Here is a 21,091-nt window from a genome sequence, read left to right as displayed (position 1 = left end):
TCCCTCACCCCGACCCTCTTCCGCACGGGTGAGAGGGGGCGTCAAGTCGCGTTCCGGGCAGGCCGAACCGGCCGCCCAGGGCGAGGACGCGACTCTGCAGGACAGGCTTTTCAGCGCGTCGCATCCCTGGACCGACGCGCATCGCGCCGCCCGGCTCCTCGCCGCCGACCCGCATGGGCTCGGTGGCGCGGTGGTCCGCGCCCCTCCCGGACCGGAGCGCGAGCGCTGGCTCGAGACCCTGCGGTCCGCGTTGCCCTCCGGAACGCCCTGGCGGCGACTGCCGCCCGGCATCGGCGACGACAGCCTGCTCGGCGGCCTGGATCTCGCCGCGACCCTGGCGGCGGGCCGTCCCATCGCGCGGGCCGGTCTGCTGGCGGAGGCCGATGGCGGGATCGTCGTCGTCCCCATGGCCGAGCGCCTGCCGGCCGGCACCGCGTCCCGCCTCGCGGCCGCCCTGGATGCCGGCACCGCCGTGGACCGGCCGACCCGATTCGGCCTGATCCTCCTCGACGAGGGCGAGGCGGACGAGACGGTGGCCGAGGCGCTGGCCGATCGCCTCGCCTTCCGGATCGACCTGAACGGCCTCGCGGAGCCTCCCCCGGCTGAGCCGGAACCCGTCTCGGACGCTCCGGAGCCCGATCCGGTCGGGAGCCTCTGCGCCCTGGCCGAGGCCTTCGGGATCGCGTCGCTGCGCGGCCCGATCCTGGCGGTGCGGGTCGCGCGCGCCCTCGCGGGCGACGGGCCGATCGGCCGGGCGGAGATCGTCGCGGCCGGGCGCCTCGTCCTGGCGCCGCGCGCCACGCGCCTGCCCGCACCGGAAGAGCCGCGCCCCGAGACCGCCGAGGCGCCCCCCGCGGACGCGCCTCAGGAGCAGCCCAGGGCGGAGACGACGGATCCGTCCGCCGCGGAAACCCCCGATGACGTCGTGCTGGAGGCGGTGCGCGCCGCCATACCGCCGAACCTCCTCGACCAGTTGCTGGCGGGGGGTCGGCGGCTCACGGCCGCGAAGTCCGGCCGGGTGGGGCAGGCGGCGGCCGCCCGCACCGGGCGCCCGGTGGGCTGCCGGCGGGGCGATCCGCGGCGGGGACGCCTGGACCTGCTCGCCACCCTGCGAACGGCCGCGCCCTGGCAGGCCCTGCGGCGCACGGGGGAGGAGACGCGCCGCATCGTGGTGCGGCGGGACGATCTGCGGATCCGGATCCTCAAGCAGCGGACCGAGACCACCACGGTGTTCTGTGTCGATGCTTCGGGCTCGGCCGCCCTGGAGCGGCTGGCCGAAGCCAAGGGCGCGGTCGAGCTGCTGCTGGCCGAGGCCTATGTCCGGCGCGACCGGGTGGCGCTGGTGGCGTTCCGCGGCACCGGCGCGGAGTTGGTGCTGCCGCCGACCCGCTCGCTCACCCGGGCCAAGCGCGGGCTCTCGGGGCTGCCCGGCGGGGGCGGCACGCCGCTCGCGGCGGGGATCGATGCCGCGGTCGCGGTGGCGCTGGGCGTGCGCCGCGGCGGCAGCCGGCCGGCGATCGTGCTGCTGACCGACGGGCGCGCCAACGTCGCCCGGTCGGGGGAGGGGGGACGAGCCCGGGCGGGCGCGGAGGCCCTGCAGGCGGCCCGCACCTTGCGGGCGGCCGGGCTGGCGGCCCTGGTGGTCGATACGGGGACCCGGGGCGAGGACGCCCGGGCGGTGGCGGACGCGATGGGCGCCCGTTATCTGAAGCTGCCGCGGGCCGAGGCCGGTCAGCTCAGCGCAGCGGTGCGGGCGGCGCTCTGAGCGCCCCGCTCTTCAGCCCCGGGGCGGGGTCTCAGAGGTCGCCGCCGATGCCGCTGTCGGCGAGGCGCTGGTGATGGGCGAGCCACGAGTTCAGCATCTCGCGGATGACGGCCTTGAGGCTCCAGCCGCCGGAGACCGGGGCGGCGATGTTCTGGGTCGAGGAGGTGAACAGGATCATGGCCTTCTCCAAAGTCCGGGGACGCGTGTTGCTCTTGCTCGCCCGTGATATGCCGCCGTTGTTGCGGCGCAGCAATCCGCTTCCTCTCACCGGTGGCATGCGGCCGCCGCATAGGATTATGCAGTGCTACGAAATACTTCCGGCCATGAACGATAGCACCGCCGCCGCCTCTGGCCCCTCCGGCCTCTCCGGTCATGCCGCATTGCGGGATGCGGACGCATGTTGACCGGCGTCGCGACCGACCGACCGGACTGGGCCGTGGAGGGTCGCGACTGGCCCCATCGGGAGGCCAGCCGCTTCGTGGAGGCGGCGGGCCTGCGCTGGCACGTCCAGGAATTCGGGTCCCCGGATGCCCCGACGCTGCTGCTCCTGCACGGGACGGGGGCGGCCACGCATTCCTGGCGCGGGCTGGCGCCGCTCCACGCCCGTGACTTCCGCGTCATCGCCCCGGACCTGCCGGGTCACGGTTTCACGGATCCCCTGCCCGACGCCGACCTGTCCCTGCCCGGCATGGCCCGGGCCGTGGCGGGCCTCGTGGCGGCGCTCGGCCGGCCGCCCGTCCTGGCGGCGGGCCACTCGGCCGGTGCGGCCGTGCTGGCACGGATGTGCCTCGACGGCGCCATCGCCCCGCGGCTGCTGGCGGCCTTCAACGGCGCCCTGGCGCCCTTGCCGGGGGCGGCCAATCTGCTGTTCCCCGGCATGGCGCGGCTCTTGTTCCTCAACCCGCTCACCCCGAAGATCTTCGCCTGGACGGCGGACCGCGCCGCGGCCAAGCGGCTGATCGAGGGGACCGGCTCGCGCCTCGACCCGGAGGGCGTCGATCTCTACCGGCGGCTTTTCGCCCGGGCCGGCCATGTCCGCGGTGCGCTGGGGATGATGGCGAACTGGGATCTGGCCGGCCTGCACCGGGCGCTGCCCGGCCTCGCGACCCGGACCGTGCTGATCGTCGGCGGCGACGACAGGGCCATCCTGCCGGACACCGCCTTCGCCCTGCGTGACCGCCTGCCCGACGCCCGCGTCCGCCTGATCCGGGGTCTCGGCCACCTCGCGCACGAGGAGGCGCCGGAGCGCGTGGCCGAGGTGCTGCGCGCGGAGGCTTTGGACGCGGGCCTTCTGTCGCCGCCGTGACCCGGACGGGACTAGCGTCGGCCTTGCGTGGGTCGTAGAGCCTGCCGCGGGCAGCAAGGGCCTGCCGCTTAGACAGCACAATTAGCCAGCATAAGGAGCAGCCGGGACGATGGCGAGACCCGTGATCGGCGTCATCGGCAATGCCCGCCTGATCGACAATCGGTTTCCGGCGCAGATCGTCGGCGAGAACAACATGCGGGCGGTGGCCGCGGTGGCGGGAGCCCTGCCGCTGATGTTCGCCGCCGCCCCGGCGATCACCGACCTCGGCGACCTCCTCGATACCGTGGATGGCATCCTGCTCACGGGCGGCCGCGCCAACGTCCACCCGACCCGGTTCAACACCGAGCCCTGCGCGGCGCACGAGCCCTACGACGAGGACCGCGACGCCGTGGCTCTGCCGCTGATCGAGGCCTGCGTGGCACGCGGGGTGCCGCTGTTCGGCATCTGCCGCGGCTTTCAGGAGATGAACGTCGCCTTCGGGGGCAGCCTGCACCCGGAGATCCGCGACCTGCCGGGCCGGCTCAACCACCGCATGCCGCGCCTCCCGAACGGCGAGATCCATCCGGACCTGGAGGTGATCTTCGCCGACCGTCACGAGGTCCGCCTGACGCCCGGAGGCGCCTTCGCCCGTCTCCTCGGACGCGAGACGATCCGGGTGAACTCCCTGCACGGCCAGGGCATCCTCGAACCGGGCGGACGGATCGTGATCGAGGGGGTCGCCGAGGACGAGACGGTCGAGGCGATCCGCGTCCGCGACGCGGCGGGCTTCGCCCTCGGCGTCCAGTGGCACGCCGAGCACGATCCGGCGACCAACCCGCTCAACCGCGCCCTGTTCGAGGCCTTCGGGATGGCCGCGGCGACGCGGCACCGGGCAAGGGTGGCCGGGGGGCGCTGAGGCGCGGCATCGGCCGCGGACGGCGATCCCCTGACGGGGCGCCGATGCGGCGGGCCCAGGGTACGTCCCCACCGGCGCGGCCTGATGAAGGGGGCGGCCGCCGTCTCCACGCCGCCAGAGGCTGCCAGGCATCGGCATCCAGGGTCGGGCGAATCGGGCCGCGACGACGGCCCGCGGAACCCGCAGCGCCCGCCCGCGGTTGCCTCGCCATGTCCCCCTCTGCCGATGCGTCTTCCGGTCCCCCGTCCGGCCTGCGGGTGAGCGTCGATCTCAACCTGTGCCAGGCCTATGCCCAGTGCTGCTACGCGGCGCCGCGGCACTTCCGCATCGAGGGGCACGAGGCCCTGTTCTACGATCCCGCGCCCGCCGCGCAGGACCGGGACGACATCGAGCGGGCGCGCGTCGCCTGTCCGGTCCAGGCGATCCGGGTCGAGGATCCGGAGCGGGGCGCCTGATGGCGCAGCCCCCCGGGCGGGCCCTGATCGTGGGCGCCGGCCTCGCGGCCCTGCGCGGTGCCGAGTCCCTGCGCGCGGCGGGGTTCTCCGGCCCGCTCACCATCGTCGGCGACGAGCCCCATCCTCCCTACGACCGGCCGCCGCTGTCGAAGCATGTCCTGACCGGTGCCGTCGCGGCCGACGCGACGACGCTGCCGGGACGCCACGGCCTCGCGGCCGACTGGCAGCTCGGCACGGCGGCCGTGAGCCTCGATCGGCAAGCCCGCACGGTCCACCTCGCCGACGGGCGTGCCCTCCCGTACGATCGCCTGCTCATCGCCACCGGCACCCGCGCCCGGCCGTGGCCGAACCCCCACGAGGGCCGGCTCTCCGGCGTCTTCACCCTGCGCGGGCGGGACGATGCCGCCGCCTTGCGGCGCGCCCTGGCCGCCGGCCCGAGGCACGTTCTGGTGATCGGCGCGGGCTTCATCGGCTGCGAGGTCGCGAGCCTGTGCCGGCAGCTCGGCCTTCCCGTCACCCTGGTCGAGCCCGGCCCGACGCCCCTGTCCCGCGTGCTCGGCAGCACCGTCGGAGGGTTGATCGGCGCGATCCACGCGGGCCACGGGGTCGCGGTGCGCTGCGGCAGCGAAGTCGAGTGGCTGGAGGCGGAGGGCGGCCGGCTGGTGCGGGCCCACTTGGTCGACGGCGGCAGCATCGCGACCGACATCGCCGTCATCGCCCTGGGCGCGGTGCGCAACACCGACTGGCTCGAAGGGTCCGGCCTGTCTGCGGATTGCGGCGGGGTCGATTGCGACGCGCACGGCTATGTCCTCGACACCGACGGACAGCCCGATCCGCACATCGCCGCCGCCGGCGACGTGGCGCGCTTTCCCCATCCCCTCTACGGGGGCCGGCGCGTCGCCCTGGAGCACTGGAGCCACGCGGTGGCGCAGGGCATCCATGCCGGCCGGCTGCTCGCCGGCGCGGGACCCGAGGTGCCCTACGGCGCCCTGCCGACCTTCTGGTCGACGCAAGGAGACCTCGTGGTGAAATCCGCGGGTCTGACCGAGGGCGCCGACGCCGTGGCGATCACGCAGGGCGATGCGGCCGCCGGCCGCTTCGTCGCCCTCTACGGCCGCGAAGGACGCTGCATCGCGGCGGTCTCGGTGGATTCCGCCCGCTGGCTGCCGGCCCATGCCGAGCTGGTCGCCGCCCGGGCCCCGTTCCCGCCGCACGGCGCCGCGACCGACCGGCCGAAGGCCGTCACGATCCTCGAGCCGGGCTTGCCCTAAGGAAACCGCATGCCCGACGCCACCCTCCTCAATCAGGTCAAGGATTTCGCCAACCGGCCGAATCCCTATCCGATCTATGCGCGGCTGCGGGAGAACCCCGTCTCGCGCCAGGACGACGGCACCGAGGAGGGCACCTGGGTTGCGGCGACCCACGGCACCATCGCCAGCCTGCTGCAGGACCCGCGGGTCAGCTCCGAGACCCTGCCCCCGGCCGACCGGCCGCGTACCGGCAACCCCCTCACCGACCTGATCGTGAAGCCGCTCAAGGACTGGATGATGGACCGGCACCGGGTCTTCATCTTCCGCGACCCGCCGGACCACGATGCCCTGCGCTCGGCGGTGATGCACCAGTTCAGCCGGGAGCGCGTTCAGGCGATGCGCGCCCGCTCCGACCAATTGGTCGCCGATCTGCTCGACGAGAAATGCGGCGCCCGGGAGATCGATGCGGTCGACGACCTCGCCTACCCGCTGCCCGTGACGGTGATCTGCGAGCTGTTCGGCGTGCCCCGGGAGGACGAGCCGAAGTTCCACGGCTGGGCGACGCAGCTCGCCACCGCGCTGGAGCCCGACAGCCTGTCCGATCCCGAGATCCGCGCCGAGAACAGCCGGACCTTCGACGCGATCGGCGGCTACATGGCCGACCTGATCAAGGACAAGCGGAAGCACCCGGGGGACGACATGCTGTCGGGGCTTGCCAACCACGCGACCCCGGCCGGGGTGAAGATGGGCGATTACGACCTGATCGCCACCTCGATCCTGATGCTGGTGGCCGGCCACGAGACCACCGTGAACCTGATCACCAACGGCCTGCTGACCCTGCTGCGCCATCCCGACGAGCTGGAGCGCCTGCGGCAGGATCCGCTCCGGGCCCCGCGGCTGATCGAGGAACTGCTGCGCTACGAGCCGCCGGTGCAGTTCCGGACGCGGCGGACGCTCTCGGCCATCGACATCGCGGGCGTGACGATCCCCGAGGGCGCCGACCTCGTGCTGCTGCTGGCCTCCGGCAACCGCGACGGGGCCGTCTTCCCGGATCCCGACCGGTTCGACCCCGACCGCGCCGGACTCCGCCATCTCGGCTTCGGCGGCAGCCTGCATTACTGCGTCGGCGCGCCCCTTGCCCGGTTCGAGGCCGAGGCGGCGCTGACCGCCCTTGCCCGCCGGCTCAAGGCGCCCCGGCTCATCGAGGACCCGCCGCCCTACCGGTCGGGCGCGGCGCTCCGCGGGCCCGAGCATCTGCGGGTGGCGATCGACGGGATCGCATGAGGCGCCGCGGGGCCGGCGGGGCGGCGGCGGCGCCTGATGCCCCTCAGGCGGCCTTGACGGCGGCGAGGAAGGTCGTGACCTCCGCGCCGAGGCTCGCCGAGTAGCGGGCCAGTTCCTGCGCGGCGCTCAGGACCTGTCCGGAGGCCGTCCCGGTGTCGCGGGCCGCCTGCCGGACGTCGGCGATATCGGTGCTCACCGCCTGCGTGCCCTGCGCCGCCTGCGTGACGTTCCGGACGATCTCGCTGGTGGCCGCGCCCTGCTCCTCCATGGCGGCGGCCACGCTGAGCGCCACCGTGCGCATCTCGTCGATCGTGCCCCCGATCGTCCGCATCGCCTCGACCGCCTGCCGCGTCTCGGTCTGTATGGCCGCGATCTGCGCCGCGATGGTCTCGGTCGCCCGGGCCGTCTGCGAAGCGAGCGCCTTCACCTCGCCCGCCACCACGGCGAAGCCCTTGCCGGCCTCGCCGGCGCGCGCCGCCTCGATGGTGGCGTTGAGGGCCAGCAGGTTGGTCTGCCCGGCGATCCCGGCGATCAGGCCCATCACCTCGCTGATCTGATCGGTGCCGCGGGACAGCACCTGCATCAGGGCGTTCGTCTGGGTCACATCCGTGCTGGCCCGGTCGGCCATCGCGGAGGACTGGGCGACGCGGGCCGCGATCTCGTGGATCGAGGCGGCCATCTCCTCGCTGGCCGCCGCCACGGTCTGCACGTTGCTCGACGTCTGCTCGGAGGCAGCGGCCACGCGCACGGACTGGTCGGTGGTCCGCGCGGCCGTGCGCGTCATCTCCCGGGCGGTGGCCTCCATCTCCACCGCGGCCGAGGACAGCCCCTGCGTCAGCGCGCCGACCTGCGTGTCGAACCGGGCGGTGATCGCGTCCAGCATCTGGGCGCGGCGCATCTTCGCGTCGTTCTCCGCCACGGCGGCCGCGTCGGCCGCGCGCTTGGCGATCAGGGCGTCCTTGAACACCTGGACCGCGCGGGCCATGGCGCCGACCTCGTCGCCGCGCCGCTGGTCATCGACCGTCACCGCGAGATCGCCGTCCGCGAGGCCGCGCATCGCCGCGGTCAGGCGGGTGATCGGACGCGCCAGGCTGTTGCCGACGAGGAGGAGCAGCGCCAGGATCGGCAGGGCGAGGCCGGCGGACCAGACGGCGATGGTGACCGCCCGGTCGCGCACGGCCGCGTGGACATCGTCCCGGTACAGGCCGGTGGCGACGATCCAGCCCCACGGCTTGAACATCTGCACGCTCGCGACCTTCTCCACCGCCACGGACCCGCCGGCGCGCGGCTTCATGTAGTCGACGAAGCCGGAGCCGTCGCGCGTGGCGGTCTCGACCATCTCGGCGAAGTAGCGCTTTCCGCCCGGGACGTCGGTCTGGTCCACCACCCGCTTGCCGACGTTCTTGGCGTTGAAGGCGTTGGCGATCAGGTGACCCTGGGCATCGAGGACGAAGAAGTAGTCCTCGCTGCCGAAGCGCAGGGCGGTGATCGCCGCGAGGGCCGCCTTCTGCGCCTCGGCGAGGGGCATCTGGCCCGCGGTGGCCTGCGCCTCGTAATGGCCGAGCAGGCTCTGCGCGACCTCGGTGAGGCGCTTCGTCATCAGGGCGCGATCCTCGAGCGCCGAGCTGCGCATGTCGACGTAGCTCAGCGCGCTCAGGGCGCCGATGGCCACGAGCACCAGGACCATCACGGCCGCCAGCTTGTGGCGGAGCTTGAGGTTGGCGAGACTGTGCCACGGCACGGCACGGGCGGCGGATGGGCGGCTGGTCTGGTTGGGAATCATCCGAGCACCGGAAGAGGACGCCTGCAGCCTGCCGGAACAGGGTCGCCGTCGGCGCTGCATCGGGCCACTTTCGCGCGATCGGGTTAGTAAATCGCAAAAATTCGCGACCGAGAGCCGGAACCCTGAGGGCGGATGTCGAGAGGCGCCCCGTGAAAGCAGCCTATCTCAGTAAATTTACATAGATTAGTATCTAATTCTATTCGAGACGGGACAGCAACTCAACTGTTCACGGCTGTCCGGTCACGCTGTAGTGTACCCGCCTGAAGCAGCCCGTGTCCGGCCGCAGGGGCGAGCAGGCGGTCGGCCCGACGATCAGTCCGGTCTGCGCCACGAGCGCGAGCCTGTCCGGCCGCAGGATCCGTCATCGATCGGCAGGCTCCGATGGCGCCGGTCCGGCAGCGGCTCCCGGCCGGCAGGACCGCGGCCGCCCCGACACGGACCGCCCGAGCGGAGCGTCATCGGTATTAAACGTGCTTCGACGATCTTCATGGAAATGCAGCGACGGAATTCCCCTGTGCGGCAGTTCGATCTATTGTTGCATCGCCTAGCGGATCAGTCGGGAACGCCGCGATTTCAGGAGGGCACCATGTTGCACGGTGCGCGAACGAGCCTCGCCGCCCTCATCCTGGCCCTCGGCCTGGGCGGCGCATCCGCCGAATCCGTGGCCACGACCTGGACGGACCCACCGGCCCACAAACCGGCCACCGAAAAGGCGCCGGCCGCGGATCAGAAGGCGGCGGCGCCGGCAACGGCCGCCTCGACCCCCGCGGCGGCGACGAAGGCCCGGCCGACGCCCGCCAAACGGACGGCCGTCGCGGCGCGGCGCGAGCCGGAGCGGAAGGCGGCACGCGGCCCATCATCGACCGCCAAGCGGTTCGCCGCCGCGCCGCGCCGGGCCCGCATCACCGCGGCGCCGGCCCGCATGATCCGCAGCGGCCCGCAGATCGCCGCGGCAGCGCCCACGCCTCCGCCTCCGCCTCCGCCTGAGGGCTACGCGCGCTACCGCGCCTACAATTACGGGCCCGGCTATGGGTACGGCTACGCGCCGGGCGACACCGACGACCGCCTCGATCGCCTGAGCAGCGCGCAGGCCGCCGGCTACGTCGTGGTCCGCCGCCGGACGGTGCAGTTCCCCGACGGCCGGACCCTGCGGGTCTACCGCCCGGACCCAGAGGGTGAGCCGTTCTGATCTGACACGCCTGCGAACACCGCCCGCAGGGGGGCCCTCAGAATCTTCCCGGCGGGGTTGCGCGGCAGGAGTTCGTCCCGGATCACGATCCGCACCGGGACCTTGAACGCCGCGAGCCGCGCGGCCGCGAAGGCGCGGATCTCCGAGGCGTCGGCACTCGACCCCTCCGCCAGAACCACGATGGCGCCCGGCTCCTCCCCGAGGGTCGGATGGGGCACCGGCAGCACCACGGCGTCGATCACGTCCGGATGGGCGTAGAGGGCGTTCTCGACCTCGCAGCAATAGATGTTCTCGCCGCCGCGGATCAGCATGTCCTTGATCCGGTCGACGATGGTCAGGAACCCCTCGTCGTCGGCGCGGGCGAGGTCGCCGGTGCGCAGCCAGCCCTCGGAGAGGGCCTCGGCGGTGGCCGTCGGGTCGTCCCAGTAGCCGCGGACCACGTTGGGGCCCTTCACGCAGAGCTCGCCGACCGTGCCCGGCGGCAGCACGTCCCCGAGGGGGTCGACGATCCGCACCTCGCAGACCGGCAGGGGCGGACCGCAGGACTCGGGATGCGCGAGGTAATCCTCGCCCTGGTGATGGGTGAAGGTCGCCGAGGTCTCGGTCATGCCCCAGCCGGTCCCGGGGACGACCTTCGGCAAGGCCTCGCCGAGCGTTCGCACGAGGTCGCCGGCGGCCGGGGCCCCGCCATAGGTGACGCCCTCGAGACTCGGCAGCGGCCGTCCGGCCTCCCGGGCGGCGGTGGCGAGCTGCCACGCGATGGTCGGGACGCCGCCCGCGCTGGTGCAGCCCTCGGCTTCGATCAGGTCGAGGGCCGCGTTCGCGTCCCAGCGGTGCATCATCACCAGCCGGTGGCCGCCGTAGAGCGCCGCCCCGAGGCTCGCGTGGCAGCCGGTGACGTGGAACAGCGGGATCACCAGCAGCGCCGCCCGCTGCGGCGCGGACGGGTCGGGCTTGGGCGGGCTCTCGCCCCGGCGCAGGGCGCTGCGCGCCGCCGAGTAGGGATAGGCCATCACCGTCGTGGCGGCCGCCCGGTGGGTGCCGACCGCCCCCTTGGGCTTGCCGGTGGTGCCCGAGGTGTAGAACAGCGTCGCGTCGTCCTCCGGATCGAGAGCGATGTCGGGCAGTGGCAGCTCGGGCAGGGCGGCCCAGTCCCGGACCGGCCCCACGATCTCGGCGAGCGGCGTCGCCCGGGGGTCCGGCTCCATCCGGGTGGTGAGGACCCGCTCCAGGGCCTGGCATTCGCCCAGATGCGGGGTGAGCCGGGCGAAGCGCTCGCCGTCGGCGATCAGCACCCGCGCGCCCGAATGCTGCAGGCCGTAGGCGAGCTCGGGCCCGGTCCACCACGCATTGAGCGGCGTCGCGATCGCCCCGGCGAGCAGGGCACCGAAATAGCTCACCGGCCATTCGGGCAGGTTGCGCTGCGCGATGGCGACCCGGTCGCCCTTGCGCAGGCCGGCCTCCACCAGGGCCCGCGCGAGGGTGGTCGCCGCCCGGGCGAAGCCCGTGAAGGTCACGCGCTCGTCCTGATAGACAACGAAGGTCTTCTCTCCGTGTCCCCGGGCGATCCGGAACAGGTCGCGCAGGGTCGGCGGGGCCTTCTCCCAGATCCGGGTCGGCACGCCCCGGATCGGCACCGTGGCGATGGCGAAGGGTGCGCCCGGGGCGGTGAGCCGCGCCTCGGCCTCGCGGAAGGGCAGGGAAGGCCAGCCGGCGGGGATGCGGGGGTCGAGACTCATCGGGCGATGGTCACGCCGCCGTCGATGACCAGTGCCTGACCGGTCACGAACCGGCCCGCCGCGGAGGCCAGGAACACGGCGGCGCCGGCGATCTCGTCGGGCTCGCCGATCCGGCGCAGGGGCGCGGCGTCCGTGGTGGCGGCCAGCATCTCGGGATCCTCCCACAGGGCCCGGGCGAAATCGGTGCGGATCAGCCCCGGGCAGAGGCAGTTCACCCGCACGTTGGCGGGCCCGTACTCCACCGCGTAGTTGCGGGCGAGCTGGAGGTCGGCGGCCTTCGAGACGTTGTAGGCGCCGATCACCGGCGACCCTTTGAGCGCCCCGATGGAGGAGACGATGACGATCGCGCCGTCCCGCCGCGCCACCATGCCGGGGGCGACCCTCTGGATCAGCCAGTGGTTCGCCAGGACGTTATTCTCGAGGATCTTCCGGAACTGCGCGTCGGAGATGCCGGCCAGCGGCCCGTAATAGGGATTGCTGGCGGCGTTGCAGACGAGCACGTCCACCGGGCCGAGCCGCGCCTCGGTCTCGGTGACCAGGGCTTCCAGCTCGTCCTTCACCGAGATGCTCGCCGGGATCGCCACGGCGCGGCCGGCGCCGTGCGCGGCCTCGATCTCGGCGACCACCGCCGCGCAGGCCTCGCGCTTGCGCGAAGAGATGACCACCCGAGCGCCGTGCTCGGCCATCCGCAGGGCGATCGCCCGCCCGATGCCCCGGGAGGAGCCGGTGATGAGCGCGACCTTGCCGGTCAGGTCGAACAGGGACATGGCTCGCCTCCGCGCTGCGCAGGGCCGGACACGCCCGCCAGCTTGGTTCCGCGGGATCTGACGGTCGCGACGCGCCCCCTCTCCCGTACGGGAGAGAGTTGGGGTGAGGGGTGCGCGCTGTCCGGAAAGACCCGATCCCTCACCCTGTCCCTCTCCCGCACGGGAGAGGGGACCAGCGCCTCACGCGGCCACCGCTGGTGTCTCCGGACGCCGCCCATCCTCACGCCCCCGCCCGCATCGACCGGCGCAGGCGCGCCATGCCGGCAAGCCACCGTTCGGGATCCTCGGCCCGGCGGCGGGCGTATTCGGCCACCTGCGGGTGCGGCAGGATCAGGAAGCGCCCCGATGCCAGCCCATCCAGGGCGGCCTCGGCGACGGCCTCGGGTGACAGCACGCCGTCGCGCGACGCGGCGCTGGCCGCCCCCAGCATGGCGGTGTCGACGCCTTGCGGGCACAGGGCGGCGACCCGGATCCCGTCCGCGGCATGGGCGATGGCGAGATGCTCCAGGAAGGCCAGCGCCGCGTGCTTGGTGGCCCCGTAGGTGGCGCTGCCGATCTGGCTCAAGAGCCCCGCCGCCGAGACGGTGCCGAGGAACGCGCCCCCGCCTCGGGCGCGCCAGAGCGGGACCAGAACCCGCGCCGCGTGGACATGGCCCATCACGTTCACCGACCACGACCGCGCCCAGCTCTCCGGATCGGCGGAGGTGGCGAGATCCGGATCGGGGTCGCGCTCCAGGATGCCGGCATTGGAGCAGTAGAGCGCGATGGGACCGATCCCGGCCTCGATGCCTGCGAGGGCAGCGGCAACCGCCTCCGGGTCACCCACGTCGATGGCATAGGCCCGTCCGCCGAGTTCCGCCGCCACGGCCTCAGCCCCGGCGCCGTCGCGGTCGAGGGCGACCACGGTCGCGCCCCGGGCCCGGGCCGCCGCGGCGAGCGCCCGGCCGATGCCCCGGGCGGCCCCCGTGACGGCGACGACGCGGCCGGAAAACTCCATGCTCAGGCCCCCGCCCGCTCGGCGAAGCCCCAGGCCGCTTCGGCAAGCTTCGGGACGCGTGCCGCCATGGCGGCGGCGTGCTCGCTCGCGGCGTTGCCCGCCTTGGCGCGGGCGGCCACACCCTGCAGGATGCCGACCAGCCGGAACAGGTTGTAGGCGAAGTACCAGTCGAGGTCGGGCAGGCTTTTCCGATCCGCCGCCCGGCAGTAGAGCGCCACCGCCTCGTCCCGTGTGGGAATGCCCAAAGCCGGCAGGTCGAGCCCGCCGAGCCCGCTGCGCCCGTCGGCCGGCAACTCCCACTGCATCAGCAGGTAGCTGAAATCGGCGAGCGGGTCGCCGAGCGTCGACAGCTCCCAGTCGAGCACCGCGCTGACGCCGCCGTCGCGGGAAAAGATCAGGTTGTCGAGGCGGTAATCGCCGTGGACCACGCAGGCGCCCTGCTGCTCCGGCACGGTCCGAGGCAGCCACGCGATCAGCCGCTCGACGTCCTCCAGGCGCCCGTCCTCGGCGGCGCGGTACTGGCGGGTCCAGCGGTCGACCTGCCGGGCGAAGTAGTTGCCGGGCCGGCCGTAATCGGAGAGCCCCGCCGCCTCCGGGTCGATCGCGTGCAGGCGCGCCAGCGTGGCGATCATGCCGGCATAGTGCCGATGGCGGGCATGGGGATCGAGGCCCGGCAGCGCCCCGTCCCAGTGCACGGCGCCGTCGACCGCCTCCATCACGTAGAAGGCCGCGCCGATGATCTCCGGATCCTCGCACAGCGCGAAGGGCCGCGGGACCGGGAAACCCTCGCCGTAGAGGGCGCCGATCACCCGGAACTCCCGCTCCACCGCGTGCGCGGAGGGCAGGAGCGGGCCGAAGGGTTTTCGCCGGAGCACGTAGGCCTGGGCGGGCGTGTCGAGCCGGTAGGTCGGGTTCGACTGGCCGCCGCGGAACTGCTGGACGGTGAGCGGACCGGCGTAGCCCCGCACATGCTCTGCCATCCAGGCGGCGAGCTTCGCCTCGTCGATCCGGTGGCGCGGCTCGACCGGCTTCACGCCGGAGAAGACATCCGCGTCGCTCATGCGCCCTCGCGGGCATTGGTGTAGCGCCCGAATTCCAGCCGGGCGATCGAGCGGTTGTGGACCTCGTCGGGCCCGTCGGCGAGCCGCAGGGTGCGGATATGGGCGTACATCCTGGCGAGCCCGAAATCCTCCGAGACGCCGGCCCCGCCATGGGCCTGGATCGCGTCGTCGATCACCTTCAGCGCCACCCGGGGCGCCGCGACCTTGATCATGGCGATCTCGAGCTTGGCGCCCTTGGCGCCGACCTTGTCCATCATGTCGGCGGCCTTCAGGCAGAGGAGGCGGGCCATCTCGATGTCGATCCGCGCCTCCGCGACCCGCTGCTCCCAGACCGACTGCTCGCTGATCCGCTTGCCGAAGGCGACGCGGGAGGCGAGGCGCCGCGCCATGGCCTCCAGCGCCACCTCGGCGACCCCGATGGTGCGCATGCAATGGTGGATCCGGCCCGGCCCGAGCCTTCCCTGCGCGATCTCGAAGCCGCGGCCCTCGCCCAGGATCAAGTTCCCGGCCGGCACGCGGACATGCTCCAGCACCACCTCGCCGTGGCCCTTGGGGGCGTCCTCGTAGCCGAAGACCGGCAGCAGCCGCTCCACCCGCACCCCCGGCGTGTCCATCGGCACCAGGATCTGCGTTTGCTGCCGGTGGCGGGGGGCGTCCGGGTCGGTCTTGCCCATCAGGATCGCGATCCTGCAGCGCGGGTCGCCGACGCCGGTCGACCACCACTTGCGGCCGTCGATGACGTAGTGGTCGCCGTCCCGGCGGATCGACGTCGCGATGTTGGTGGCGTCCGAGGAGGCGACCTCCGGCTCGGTCATCAGGAAGGCCGAGCGGATCGCGCCGGCCATCAGGGGCCTGAGCCACGCCTCCTTCTGGGCGGGGCTGCCGTAGCGGTGCAGCACCTCCATGTTGCCGGTATCGGGCGCCGCGCAGTTGAAGACTTCCGAGGCGATCCCGACCCGGCCCATCGCCTCGGCGCAGAGCGCGTAATCGAGGTTGGTGAGGCCGGCGCCGCGGTATTCCACCGTGTCGTGCTCGGGGGAGGGCGGCAGGAACAGGTTCCACAGGCCCTCGGCCTTCGCCCGGTCCTTCAGCCGCTCCATCGTGGGCGAGGGGGCACGGCTCTCCGTCCGCTCGGCCGCGACCGCGGCGGTGGCCGGCAGGATCTCGGCGGCGATGAAGGCGCGGACGCGGTTCAGCCAGTGCGTCTGGGACTGGGAGAGGTTGAAGTCCACGGTGTCCGCTCCCTAGGGTTTTCCTGCCGGCCAGCGCACCAAGCTGTGCGAGCCGGCTGCCCGCCGTCCCACTGCCTTCACCCGCGGCGCGACGGGCCCCCTCTCCCGTGCGGGAGAGGGTTGGGGTGAGGGACGAGAACTCTCAGGATCAAGCAACCCAGCGACGCGCGTCCCTGGCGCGCCGCCTCCGGACAGACCTGATCCCTCACCCTGTCCCTCTCCCGCACGGGAGAGGGGACCTGCGCTCCAACCCGAATCGAACGTGGATCTTGATCGACCCGGATCACGCCACCCCTCACAGATAGGCCGATCCCATCTCGCTGGCGAAACGCTGCGGCGGCCCCTCCCAGACGATCCGCGCCTGCTCCAGCACGTAGACCCGGTCGGCGTGCGGGAGCGCGAAGGTGACGTTCTGCTCGCCGAGCAGGACCGTGATCGGCGTGGTCTGCCGCAGCTTCTCCAAGGCTTTCGACAGCAGCTCCAGGATCACCGGGGCAAGGCCGAGCGTCGGCTCGTCGAGGATCAGGAGGCGCGGCCGCATCATCAGCGCCCGGGCGATGGTCAGCATCTGCTGCTCGCCCCCCGACAGGGTGCGGGCGCTCTGCGTCTCGCGGGCCTTCAGGATCGGGAACAGCTCGTAGAGCCAGTCGCGCTGCCTGGCGCTCTCGGCCTTGGGGAAATGCTGACCGCCGAGGTCGAGGTTCTCGCGCACGCTGAGATCGCCGAACAGCTCGCGGGTCTCGGGCACCTGGACGATGCCGGCGCGCGCGATGGCGGCGGGCTTCATCCGGGACAGATCCCGGCCGTCGAACCGGATCGTGCCCCCATGCGGCACGAGGCCCGAGATCGCGTTGAACAACGTGGTCTTGCCGGCGCCGTTCAGGCCCACCACCGAGACGAACTCGCCCTCGTGGACGTGGATCGAGGCGGCGCGGAGCGCCTGCGCCTTGCCGTAGAGCACGTCGACACCCTCGACGGTCAGCAGCGAATCCAGCTTGAACGCGGCTTCCGGCCGGGCCGCCGTCTCGATGCTGCCGCCGAGATAGACCCGGCGCACGGTCGGGTCGGCCATCACGGACTCGGCCGAGCCCTCGGCGATGCGCTCGCCGAGATACATGGCGAACACCCGGTCCACGAGGGCCGCGACGCTCTTCACGTTGTGGTCGACGAGGAGCACGGCCTTGCCCTCGTCGCGAAAGCCCCGGATCAGCTCGGAGAAGGCCGCGACCTCGCCGCCGGTCAGGCCCGCGAAGGGCTCGTCGACCAGCACCACCCGGGGATCGCGGGCGATGGCCTTGGCGAGCTCGAGCCGGCGCAGATCCGCGAAGGGCAGGGTGCCGGGCCGCCGGTCGACCACGGCGCCGAGGCCGACGCGCTCGGCGATCTCCTTCGCGCGCCGCGCGACGTGGGGGTCGGCCACCAGGCGGATCAGGCTGTCGGGCAGGAGCGCGAGGCTGATATTCTCCAGCACGGTCTGCCGCTGGAGAGGCCGCGCGTGCTGGAACACGAGCCCGATCCCCGAGCGCGCCACCCGGTGGGCCGGCATCCCGCCGATCTCGGCGCCGTCGAGGCGGATCGAGCCGGCGCTCGGCCGCTCCAGCCCCATGATCAGCTTCATCACGGTGGACTTGCCCGAGCCGTTCGGGCCGATCAGGCCGAGGATCTCGCCGGGCCGCAGGTCGAGATCGACCTCCTTGACGGCGACGAGGCCGCCATAGCGCTTGGTCAGGCCGCGCACGGTGAGGCAGGGCTCGGCCAGGACGGGCGACACGGCCGGCGGGGGTGCCACGGCGACGGTCATCGGGCGCTCCGGAAGGACGCGAGGCCGAGGAGCCCCGAGGGCACGAACAGGATCACCAGCAGCGCCACCGCCGAGACCACGAAGGTCGAGAGGCCGCCCAGCGGGCGCAGCAGCTCGCCCGCCGCGATCAGGAACACGGCGCCGAGCGCCGCGCCCACGATGGTGCGCCGGCCGCCGAGGACCGCCGCGATGATCACCTGCACGCCCACCGACGTGTTGATCAGCGTGCCCACCGAGGCGGTGCCCATGTAGAAGACCACCAGCCCGCCCGCGAGGCCCGAGAAGGCGGCGCTCACCGCGAAGGCCGCGAGCTTGTGCTTGGCGACGTTGAAGCCGAGCGCCCCGGTCACCACCGGATCCTGGCCGGCGGCCTGGAGGATCAGCCCCGCGGGCGAGCGGGCGATGGCCGTGAGGATCAGGCCGGAGACCGCCATGAAGCCGAGCGCCAGCCAGTAATTGGTGTCGGCGTCGATGGAGATGACGTCGGGGACGGTCAGGCCGATCTCGCCGCCGGTGAGGCCGGAGAAGACCACGATCATGTTCTGCAGGAGCAGCACCGCCACCAGGGTGATCAGTCCGAAATAGGGGCCGCGGACCTTCAGCGCCGGCAGCGCCAGGGCGAGGCCGCCGACCACGGCGAGCACGGTCCCGGCCGCGAGGCAGTAGGGGATCGGCAGCTCGTAGCGGTTGTTGAGGATGCCGGCGCCGTAGGCCCCGAGCCCGATCAGGAAGGTCGGGCCGAAATTCACCTCGCCGGCGAAGCCGAAGAGGAGGTCCCAGGCCATCGAGAACACGCCGAAATAGTAGGCGATCGTGAGCAGGCCCAGGATGTAGCCGGAGACATACCAGGGGAGGGTGGCGGCGGCCGCGACGGCGAGGATCGCGATCCAGAAGCCGGGGGTGGTGAGGAGCTTCATGGATGAGCCGCACCAGGATTGATGATCAGGGCTTCAACGCTGATGAGGGAACGCGACGCACCCCCTCTCCCGTGCGGGAGAGGGTTGGGGTGAGGGACGGGACGCGTCAGGCTGGAGCACGTCCTCGACGCGCGTTCGCGTCCCGCCTTCTCCGGGCGCCGCACGCCCCTCACCCTGTCCCTCTCCTGCACGGGAGAGGGGACCCGCGTCTCGTCTTGCGGCCGCCGCGGCGGCGCACACGCCGTTCGAATCCGGGAGCCAGCACAGGGAAGGGCGTTCATCACGCGCCCGGCGAAGACTCTGATCTCGAGGACCGCCATCAGCGCCGCCCCAGCAGGCCCTGCGGGCGCAGGTACATGACGGCGACGAGCAGCAGCAGCGCCGGGATGACCCGGTAGGCCGGCGAGATCAGGTAGGCGGTGGCGGTCTCGAGGTAGCCCACCACGTAGGCGGCGATCAGCGAGCCGGTGACGCTCCCCAAGCCCCCCAGCACCACGATCGAGAAGGCGCTCGCGGTGAGCGGCCCCACCGAATACGAAGACACCCCGAGGAACATCCCGAGCAGCACCCCGGCGATGCCGGCCAGAAGCCCGTAGATCGCCCAGACCGCGACGTAGATCTTCGCCATGTCGTGGCCGAGCAGCGTGACGCCGCGCGGGTTCATGGAGGCGGCGAGCAGGACCTTGCCGGCCCGCGCCCGGTTCACGAACAGCCAGAGCAGCCCGATCACCACCCAGCAGATCAGCGCGGTGAAGAGCTCGTTCTTCGGCGTGCGGACGCCCGCGATCTCCACCACGCCCTCGATGAGCGGCAGCACGGTCTTCGGGTTGTCGGTGAAGAAGTAGGCCACCAGCTCCTGGATCATGATCCCCCAGAGCAGCGTGCCGGTGAGCACGAAGATTTCCTTCTCTTCGCGCGGGATCGCCCGGCTGCGCTCGATCGGCGCCACGACGGCGAAATAGGTGACGAGGGCGCCCGCGAGCCCGCACAGCACGCCGATCGCCGCGCCCGCATAGGAGCCGAGCCCGAACAGGGCCGAGGCCGCCCAGGCCGCCACCGCGGCCATGACCATCAGGGCGCCGTGGGTCAGGTTGAGGACACCCGAGACCCCGAAGATCAGGGTGAAGCCCATCGCGCCGAGGGCGTAGAGGGCCGAGATCGCGAAACCGTCGACGAGGATCTGGAGGCCGATCATCGCGCTCTCCCTGTCCGACTACGGGACCGCCGCCTTCACCGCAGTGGGCAGGATCATGGTCCCGTTGGCGGTCGCCGCCGGCCAGATCGCCACCTGCTTGCCGTTCTGCCACTGGCCGAGGACGCTGGTCATCAGGCCGGGGCCGTACTGGATCGAGTGGGTGAACGGGTCGTCCTTGCCGTAGAACTTCAGGTGCCCGACGGTGCCGACATAGTCGGTCTTCTCCAGGGCCTCGACGAGCTTGTCGGCCTCCGTGGAGCCCGCCCGCTTGATCGCCTCCGCGGTGTAGTAGACGGCGTCGTAGGCCATGAAGCCCGCGTAGGAAGGCGCCCCGCCGAAGCGCTTGGTGAAGGCCTCGGAGAACGGGATCGTCTTCTCGGTGAGCGCCACGCCCGGCAGCGCCACGCTGTCGAACAGCACGCCCTGCGTGCCGCCGTTGGTGTTGGCCCAGAAGGTCGAGGAGGTTGCCTGGCCGCTGATGCCGGTCATGGCGATCGGCACCTGCTGATTCTGCCACTGCACGGTCGGCTGCACGCCGACATGGGCGATGCCGGTGACGATCAGGTCGGGCTTGGCAGCCTCGATCTTGTTGTAGATCGGCGTGAAGTCCCCCGTGTCCGGCGAGAAGCGGACATGCTCCACCACCTTGAGCCCGGATTTCGGCAGGCATTCCTGGTAGGCGGCGTCGAGCGGCCGGGTCCAGGCGGCGTCCTCGCTCATGATCGCGGCGGTCTTGGCCTTGAGCGTTCCGACCAGCACCTCCTTGGCCGAGTCGCAGACCGCCTGCGCCAGGGCGTGGGAGGTCAGGTAGCCGTGGAAGGTGTACTTGTTCCGGGCGTAGTCCTTATGGACGTTAACGCTGATCTCGTTGGAGGCCGCGCCGGGCGTGATCATCGGCGTCTTAAGCCGCGCCGCCCAGGGCATCAGCGCCAGCACGACCTCCGAGATGTAGCTGGCAATGACGACGTTGACCTTGTCCTCGGAGACCGCCCGCTGGAAGGCGCGGACCGCGTCGGAGGCGGAGGACTTGTCGTCGTAGGTGACGACCTGGATCTGGCGCCCGTCGATCCCGCCCTTGGCGTTGATCTCGTCGGCGGCGAGCTGGACCGCCTGCGGGATCGAGGCCCCGGCGACCGACTGCGCCTCGGCGATCACCCCGATCTTGATCGGATCCGCGGCCCGGACGGGCCCGGCGGCGACCAGCCCCGCCGCGATCAGCGCGGGCAGCATGCGCCGAATCGGGGCAACCCGAGCGGCGGCGCGCACGGTCTCGGACATCGGCGCTTCCTCATCCCAGTGCCCGAATTTTATATTCGCGGGCTTGGGGAGGGACTGTACCCGCGCTCCGACGGATCACAAGGGGCCGATCGGGACCGGCCGGTGACGTTTGCACCGAGTCGTTTTCCGCCCGGGGTATCGCGGCGCGCCGCCGCGTCCTAGGCTCGCCGCGGCCCT

Annotated in this window: 18 protein-coding genes; 7 read left to right on the top strand and 11 right to left on the bottom strand. The window is 72.5% G+C overall.

From position 1 onward, the window contains the following. Positions 1 to 94: 94 nt before the first annotated feature. Positions 95 to 1,765 carry a magnesium chelatase subunit D gene (locus ABIC70_RS06005; protein ID WP_182592345.1) on the top strand — a complete coding sequence of 557 codons (1,671 nt, stop codon included), beginning with the start codon at positions 95 to 97 and terminating at the stop codon, positions 1,763 to 1,765. Positions 1,766 to 1,796: 31 nt separating this feature from the next. On the opposite strand, the gene ABIC70_RS06000 is transcribed toward ABIC70_RS06005, so the two are convergent. Beyond that, positions 1,797 to 1,943 (bottom strand): hypothetical protein, encoded by a 147-nt coding sequence (locus ABIC70_RS06000; protein WP_164706391.1) that lies wholly within the window; start codon positions 1,941 to 1,943, stop codon positions 1,797 to 1,799. A 219-nt stretch (positions 1,944 to 2,162) separates the two neighbouring features. On the opposite strand from ABIC70_RS06000, the gene bchO reads away from it, so the two are divergent. The 5 genes from bchO (at position 2,163) to ABIC70_RS05975 (ending at position 6,955) form a co-directional block, all read left to right on the top strand. Beyond that, positions 2,163 to 3,071: an alpha/beta fold hydrolase BchO gene (gene bchO, locus ABIC70_RS05995; protein WP_043383113.1), complete on the top strand. Its 909-nt coding sequence runs from the start codon at positions 2,163 to 2,165 to the stop codon at positions 3,069 to 3,071. A gap of 109 nt (positions 3,072 to 3,180) precedes the next feature. Continuing rightward, positions 3,181 to 3,966, top strand: coding sequence for a gamma-glutamyl-gamma-aminobutyrate hydrolase family protein (locus ABIC70_RS05990; RefSeq protein ID WP_043757034.1), 786 nt, complete (start codon positions 3,181 to 3,183; stop codon positions 3,964 to 3,966). 209 nt (positions 3,967 to 4,175) lie between these two features. After that, the gene (locus tag ABIC70_RS05985) at positions 4,176 to 4,421 is read left to right on the top strand and encodes a ferredoxin (protein WP_043383119.1); all 246 of its coding nucleotides are present in this window, start codon (positions 4,176 to 4,178) and stop codon (positions 4,419 to 4,421) included. Beyond that, complete coding sequence (locus tag ABIC70_RS05980) at positions 4,421 to 5,692, top strand: NAD(P)/FAD-dependent oxidoreductase (protein ID WP_354439196.1); 1,272 nt, start codon at positions 4,421 to 4,423, stop codon at positions 5,690 to 5,692. The genes ABIC70_RS05985 and ABIC70_RS05980 overlap by 1 nt, the downstream gene beginning before the upstream one ends. Before the next feature lie 9 nt (positions 5,693 to 5,701). After that, positions 5,702 to 6,955, top strand: coding sequence for a cytochrome P450 (locus tag ABIC70_RS05975; protein WP_043383124.1), 1,254 nt, complete (start codon positions 5,702 to 5,704; stop codon positions 6,953 to 6,955). Positions 6,956 to 6,998: 43 nt separating this feature from the next. Here the strand turns inward: ABIC70_RS05975 and ABIC70_RS05970 are convergent, their stop codons facing one another. Next, positions 6,999 to 8,738, bottom strand: coding sequence for a methyl-accepting chemotaxis protein (locus ABIC70_RS05970; protein WP_354439194.1), 1,740 nt, complete (start codon positions 8,736 to 8,738; stop codon positions 6,999 to 7,001). A gap of 586 nt (positions 8,739 to 9,324) precedes the next feature. Here ABIC70_RS05970 and ABIC70_RS05965 point away from each other — a divergent pair. Then, complete coding sequence (locus ABIC70_RS05965; protein ID WP_354439193.1) at positions 9,325 to 9,927, top strand: hypothetical protein; 603 nt, start codon at positions 9,325 to 9,327, stop codon at positions 9,925 to 9,927. On the opposite strand, the gene ABIC70_RS05960 is transcribed toward ABIC70_RS05965, so the two are convergent. From ABIC70_RS05960 to ABIC70_RS05920, 9 genes are all read right to left on the bottom strand, one after another. Beyond that, positions 9,894 to 11,666 carry a class I adenylate-forming enzyme family protein gene (locus ABIC70_RS05960; RefSeq protein WP_354439192.1) on the bottom strand — a complete coding sequence of 591 codons (1,773 nt, stop codon included), beginning with the start codon at positions 11,664 to 11,666 and terminating at the stop codon, positions 9,894 to 9,896. The genes ABIC70_RS05965 and ABIC70_RS05960 overlap by 34 nt on opposite strands. Then, positions 11,663 to 12,433 (bottom strand): SDR family NAD(P)-dependent oxidoreductase, encoded by a 771-nt coding sequence (locus ABIC70_RS05955; protein WP_053608295.1) that lies wholly within the window; start codon positions 12,431 to 12,433, stop codon positions 11,663 to 11,665. The genes ABIC70_RS05960 and ABIC70_RS05955 overlap by 4 nt, the downstream gene beginning before the upstream one ends. A gap of 220 nt (positions 12,434 to 12,653) precedes the next feature. Continuing rightward, a complete protein-coding gene (locus ABIC70_RS05950) occupies positions 12,654 to 13,430 on the bottom strand; it encodes an SDR family NAD(P)-dependent oxidoreductase (RefSeq protein ID WP_075380116.1) in 777 nt (258 codons plus the stop codon). Between the two features lie 2 nt (positions 13,431 to 13,432). Continuing rightward, positions 13,433 to 14,491: a phosphotransferase family protein gene (locus ABIC70_RS05945; RefSeq protein ID WP_354439191.1), complete on the bottom strand. Its 1,059-nt coding sequence runs from the start codon at positions 14,489 to 14,491 to the stop codon at positions 13,433 to 13,435. Next, on the bottom strand, positions 14,488 to 15,723 hold the full coding sequence (locus tag ABIC70_RS05940) for an acyl-CoA dehydrogenase family protein (RefSeq protein ID WP_354439190.1): 1,236 nt from the start codon (positions 15,721 to 15,723) through the stop codon (positions 14,488 to 14,490). Before ABIC70_RS05940 ends, ABIC70_RS05945 begins: the two co-directional genes overlap by 4 nt. 295 nt (positions 15,724 to 16,018) lie before the next feature. Next, on the bottom strand, positions 16,019 to 17,524 hold the full coding sequence (locus tag ABIC70_RS05935) for an ATP-binding cassette domain-containing protein (protein ID WP_354439189.1): 1,506 nt from the start codon (positions 17,522 to 17,524) through the stop codon (positions 16,019 to 16,021). Then, on the bottom strand, positions 17,521 to 18,441 hold the full coding sequence (locus ABIC70_RS05930; RefSeq protein ID WP_043345981.1) for a branched-chain amino acid ABC transporter permease: 921 nt from the start codon (positions 18,439 to 18,441) through the stop codon (positions 17,521 to 17,523). Before ABIC70_RS05930 ends, ABIC70_RS05935 begins: the two co-directional genes overlap by 4 nt. A gap of 319 nt (positions 18,442 to 18,760) precedes the next feature. After that, positions 18,761 to 19,636 (bottom strand): branched-chain amino acid ABC transporter permease, encoded by an 876-nt coding sequence (locus tag ABIC70_RS05925; RefSeq protein ID WP_043386828.1) that lies wholly within the window; start codon positions 19,634 to 19,636, stop codon positions 18,761 to 18,763. A gap of 18 nt (positions 19,637 to 19,654) precedes the next feature. Then, entirely contained in the window at positions 19,655 to 20,914 is a 1,260-nt protein-coding gene (locus ABIC70_RS05920) for an ABC transporter substrate-binding protein (RefSeq protein WP_354439187.1), read from the bottom strand. Between the last annotated feature and the right edge of the window lie 177 nt (positions 20,915 to 21,091).

It is taken from the genome of Methylobacterium sp. 1973 (genome assembly GCF_040545035.1).
GTDB lineage: Bacteria > Pseudomonadota > Alphaproteobacteria > Rhizobiales > Beijerinckiaceae > Methylobacterium > Methylobacterium fujisawaense.
Note: the sequence above shows the minus strand (reverse complement) of the source record. Positions and strands in the feature narration are given on the sequence as shown.